Consider the following 5,390-nt stretch of genomic DNA (forward strand, 5'->3'; position numbering starts at 1 on the left):
TGAGAGCAGGGCTTTGTTTTGTGGGTTAGTCTGACGATGACCTACTTTCACGAGGGCGGACCTCACTATCATCGGCGCATGTGCGTTTCACGGTCCTGTTCGGGAAGGGAAGGGGTGGTTCCACACAGCTATGGTCGTCAGACTTTGACTTGTTCTTCAGCGTATTGAGCTGAAGCAAAGTTAGGAAGAAGTGTTGTGTGATTGTCTGGTGTTTTGATGCTGTCACCAGAGAGTCGAGTTCGTTTTGTGTTGAAGGTTATAGGATCAAGCCACACGGGCAATTAGTACCGGTTAGCTGAACGTGTTGCCACGCTTACACACCCGGCCTATCAACGTTGTGGTCTTCAACGACCCTTCAGGGGGCTCGAGGCCCCGGGGAAGTCTCATCTTGAGGCGAGTTTCCCGCTTAGATGCTTTCAGCGGTTATCTCTTCCGCACATAGCTACCCGGCGATGCGACTGGCGTCACAACCGGTACACCAGGGGTGCGTCCACTCCGGTCCTCTCGTACTAGGAGCAGGCCCTCTCAAACTTCCAGCGCCCACGGCAGATAGGGACCAAACTGTCTCACGACGTTTTAAACCCAGCTCACGTACCACTTTAAATGGCGAACAGCCATACCCTTGGGACCGGCTACAGCCCCAGGATGTGATGAGCCGACATCGAGGTGCCAAACTCCGCCGTCGATGTGAACTCTTGGGCGGAATCAGCCTGTTATCCCCAGAGTACCTTTTATCCGTTGAGCGATGGCCCTTCCATACAGAACCACCGGATCACTATGACCTGCTTTCGCACCTGCTCGTCTTGTTGGACTCGCAGTCAAGCCACCTTTTGCCATTGCACTATCAGTACGATGTCCGACCGTACCTAGGTGACCTTCGTACTCCTCCGTTACCTTTTGGGAGGAGACCGCCCCAGTCAAACTGCCCACCATGCACGGTCCCCGACCTGGATTCACAGGCCTGGGTTAGAACCTCAACGACACCAGGGTGGTATTTCAAGGTTGGCTCCACCGGAACTGGCGTCCCGGTTTCATAGCCTCCCACCTATCCTACACAAGTCCCGTCAAAGTCCAATGCAAAGCTACAGTAAAGGTTCATGGGGTCTTTCCGTCTAGCCGCGGGGAGATTGCATCTTCACAAACATTTCAACTTCGCTGAGTCTCAGGAGGAGACAGTGTGGCCATCGTTACGCCATTCGTGCAGGTCGGAACTTACCCGACAAGGAATTTCGCTACCTTAGGACCGTTATAGTTACGGCCGCCGTTTACCGGGGCTTCGATCAAGAGCTTGCACCCCATCACTTAACCTTCCGGCACCGGGCAGGCGTCACACCCTATACGTCCACTTTCGTGTTTGCAGAGTGCTGTGTTTTTAATAAACAGTCGCAGCCACCGATTCTCTGCGACCCCGTTCCGCTCCGGCCGCGAGGGCCTTCACGTACCAGGGGCATACCTTCTCCCGAAGTTACGGTATCAATTTGCCGAGTTCCTTCTCCTGAGTTCTCTCAAGCGCCTTGGTATTCTCTACCAGCCCACCTGTGTCGGTTTGCGGTACGGTCACTCTTAGACTGAAGCTTAGAGGCTTTTCCTGGAAGCCGGGTATCACTCACTTCGGATCCGAAGATCCTCGTCATCACGCCTCAGCTAAGCCACGCGGATTTGCCTACGCAGCACGCCTACACGCTTAAACCACCTATTCCAACAGATGGCTGAGCTAACCTTCTCCGTCCCCCCATCGCATCTAAGAGCGGTACAGGAATATTGACCTGTTTCCCATCGACTACGCATTTCTGCCTCGCCTTAGGGGCCGACTCACCCTGCGCCGATGAACGTTGCGCAGGAAACCTTGGGCTTACGGCGAGGGTGCTTTTCACACCCTTTATCGCTACTCATGTCAGCATTCGCACTTCCGATACCTCCAGCATCCCTTACGAGACACCTTCGCAGGCTTACGGAACGCTCCCCTACCACGTGTCAAAGACACATCCGCAGCTTCGGTTCATGGCTTGAGCCCCGTTACATCTTCCGCGCAGGACGACTCGACTAGTGAGCTATTACGCTTTCTTTAAAGGGTGGCTGCTTCTAAGCCAACCTCCTAGCTGTCTATGCCTTCCCACCTCGTTTGCCACTTAGCCATGCATTTGGGACCTTAGCTGGCGGTCTGGGTTGTTTCCCTCTTGACACCGGACGTTAGCACCCGATGTCTGTCTGCCGTATATCACTTTGCGGTATTCGGAGTTTGCTATCGCGGGGTAGATCGCAATGACCCCCCCAACGATTACAGTGCTCTACCCCCGCAAGTGTCCGTACGACGCACTACCTAAATAGTTTTCGGGGAGAACCAGCTATTTCCGGATTTGTTTAGCCTTTCACCCCTATCCACAGCTCATCCCCTAACTTTTCAACGTTAGTGGGTTCGGACCTCCAGTACCTGTTACGGCACCTTCATCCTGGCCATGGATAGATCATCCGGTTTCGGGTCTACGCCCAGCGACTAAGTCGCCCTTATCAGACTCGCTTTCGCTACGCCTCCCCTATTCGGTTAAGCTCGCCACTGAACGTAAGTCGCTGACCCATTATACAAAAGGTACGCAGTCACCCCTTACGAGGCTCCCACTGTTTGTATGCATGCGGTTTCAGGATCTATTTCACTCCCCTCCCGGGGTTCTTTTCGCCTTTCCCTCACGGTACTGGTTCACTATCGGTCGATCACGAGTATTTAGCCTTGGAGGATGGTCCCCCCATCTTCAGACAGGATTTCTCGTGTCCCGCCCTACTTGTCGCACGCTCAGACCCGCCACCGGCTTTTCGCATACGGGACTATCACCCTGTATCGTCGGACTTTCCAGACCGTTTTGCTAAGCTGATGGTTTAGTCGTGCAGGCTGCTCCGCGTTCGCTCGCCACTACTTGCGGAATCTCGGTTGATTTCTGTTCCTGCGGCTACTTAGATGTTTCAGTTCGCCGCGTTCGCCTCCTCAGACCTATGTATTCAGTCTGGGATACCCCTTGCGGGGTGGGTTTCCCCATTCGGACATCGTGGGATCAAAGCTCTATTGCCAGCTCCCCCACGCTTTTCGCAGGCTTACACGTCCTTCATCGCCTGTGATCGCCAAGGCATCCACCACATGCACTTAGTCGCTTGATCCTATAACCTTGGATCCTCTCCGATCTTGCGATCTCGAAGACCCTTCGTACAGGAACGAACTCGTTTGTGCGATCCAGCACTACGCTGACAAGCTCAGCGCCGGATCAATGCAATCACACAACTTGCAGTACGCACCGGCTCGGTACGTACTACACTTCTTCCACTTTGTTAAAGAGCGAACCTCAAACAACCGACAACCGACTCGAACCGAGTCGCCCATCGATCAAGAAGTCAGACATGACGACATCCATCACCATGTCTGACTTCTCGAACGCCTACTTGCAGCACCTGCTTTCATGCCGCACGAGTTCTGGTGGAGCTGGTCGGGATCGAACCGACGACCTACGGCTTGCAAAGCCGCCGCTCTCCCAGCTGAGCTACAGCCCCCTCTCGTGTCGAGCAACCAAAAAGACTTGGTGGGTCTGGTTGGGTTCGAACCAACGACCCCCGCCTTATCAAGACGGTGCTCTAACCAGCTGAGCTACAGACCCTCTCATATGCTTCGAGGCTCTTCGCCTGAACAACCGATAAGTTGTGGATACTTGGCAGACCGTGGTCTGTTCTCTTGAAAGGAGGTGATCCAGCCGCACCTTCCGATACGGCTACCTTGTTACGACTTCACCCCAGTCATGAATCTCACCGTGGTAAGCGCCCTCCCGAAGGTTAAGCTACCTACTTCTGGTGAAACCCACTCCCATGGTGTGACGGGCGGTGTGTACAAGACCCGGGAACGTATTCACCGCAGCATGCTGATCTGCGATTACTAGCGATTCCGACTTCACGTAGTCGAGTTGCAGACTACGATCCGGACTACGATCGGCTTTAAGGGATTGGCTCCACCTCGCGGCTTGGCAACCCTCTGTACCGACCATTGTATGACGTGTGAAGCCCTACCCATAAGGGCCATGAGGACTTGACGTCATCCCCACCTTCCTCCGGTTTGTCACCGGCAGTCTCATTAGAGTGCCCAACCAAATGATGGCAACTAATGACAAGGGTTGCGCTCGTTGCGGGACTTAACCCAACATCTCACGACACGAGCTGACGACAGCCATGCAGCACCTGTGTTCTGGCTCCCGAAGGCACCCTCGCCTCTCAGCAAGGTTCCAGACATGTCAAGGGTAGGTAAGGTTTTTCGCGTTGCATCGAATTAATCCACATCATCCACCGCTTGTGCGGGTCCCCGTCAATTCCTTTGAGTTTTAACCTTGCGGCCGTACTCCCCAGGCGGTCGACTTCACGCGTTAGCTGCGTCACTCAGTGCATTGCTGCTCCGAACGACTAGTCGACATCGTTTAGGGCGTGGACTACCAGGGTATCTAATCCTGTTTGCTCCCCACGCTTTCGTGCATGAGCGTCAGTACAGGCCCAGGGGGCTGCCTTCGCCATCGGTGTTCCTCCTGATATCTACGCATTTCACTGCTACACCAGGAATTCCACCCCCCTCTGCCGTACTCTAGCCTTGCAGTCACAAACGCAGTTCCCAGGTTAAGCCCGGGGATTTCACATCTGTCTTACAAAACCGCCTGCGCACGCTTTACGCCCAGTAATTCCGATTAACGCTCGCACCCTACGTATTACCGCGGCTGCTGGCACGTAGTTAGCCGGTGCTTCTTAGTCCGGTACCGTCATCCACGCACTATGTTAGAGTGCGCGATTTCTTCCCGGCCGAAAGAGCTTTACAACCCGAAGGCCTTCTTCACTCACGCGGCATGGCTGGATCAGGGTTGCCCCCATTGTCCAAAATTCCCCACTGCTGCCTCCCGTAGGAGTCTGGGCCGTGTCTCAGTCCCAGTGTGGCGGATCATCCTCTCAGACCCGCTACGGATCGTCGCCTAGGTGAGCCTTTACCTCACCTACTAGCTAATCCGACATCGGCCGCTCCAATCGCGCGAGGTCTTGCGATCCCCCGCTTTCTCCCTCAGGACGTATGCGGTATTAGCGTACCTTTCGATACGTTATCCCCCACGACATGGGCACGTTCCGATGCATTACTCACCCGTTCGCCACTCGCCGGCAGGCCGAAGCCCCCGCTGCCGTTCGACTTGCATGTGTAAAGCATGCCGCCAGCGTTCAATCTGAGCCAGGATCAAACTCTTAAGTTCAATCCAGCAAAGTACTCAAAATACTGACTTTAATCAGCATGAGCACCTAATCATTGTGAAACCAAAACGACCGAAGCCGCTTTCGACCACAACCACCAAGCACCCACACTTATCGGTTGTTCAATTTTTTAAAGAGCG

General features: G+C 54.4%; 2 tRNA genes and 3 rRNA genes. All 5 read right to left on the reverse strand.

The annotated features are described in order from the left end of the window. Window positions 1-28 precede the first annotated feature (28 nt). The 5 genes from rrf to P7F68_RS19755 all read right to left on the reverse strand — a co-directional run bounded on the left by rrf (window position 29) and on the right by P7F68_RS19755 (window position 5,252). Window positions 29-142, reverse strand: a 5S ribosomal RNA gene (gene rrf, locus P7F68_RS19735). Between the two features lie 118 nt (window positions 143-260). After that, window positions 261-3,147: ribosomal RNA gene (locus P7F68_RS19740) — 23S ribosomal RNA — on the reverse strand. A 311-nt stretch (window positions 3,148-3,458) separates the two neighbouring features. Next, window positions 3,459-3,534, reverse strand: a tRNA-Ala gene (locus P7F68_RS19745). Window positions 3,535-3,561: 27 nt separating this feature from the next. After that, window positions 3,562-3,638: transfer RNA gene (locus P7F68_RS19750), tRNA-Ile, on the reverse strand. A 77-nt stretch (window positions 3,639-3,715) separates the two neighbouring features. Beyond that, window positions 3,716-5,252, reverse strand: a 16S ribosomal RNA gene (locus P7F68_RS19755). Together the 16S, 23S and 5S rRNA genes with 2 tRNA genes alongside form the textbook arrangement of a ribosomal RNA operon. Window positions 5,253-5,390: the final 138 nt, after the last annotated feature.

Source organism: Thauera mechernichensis, assembly GCF_029588855.1.
Classification (GTDB): domain Bacteria; phylum Pseudomonadota; class Gammaproteobacteria; order Burkholderiales; family Rhodocyclaceae; genus Thauera; species Thauera mechernichensis.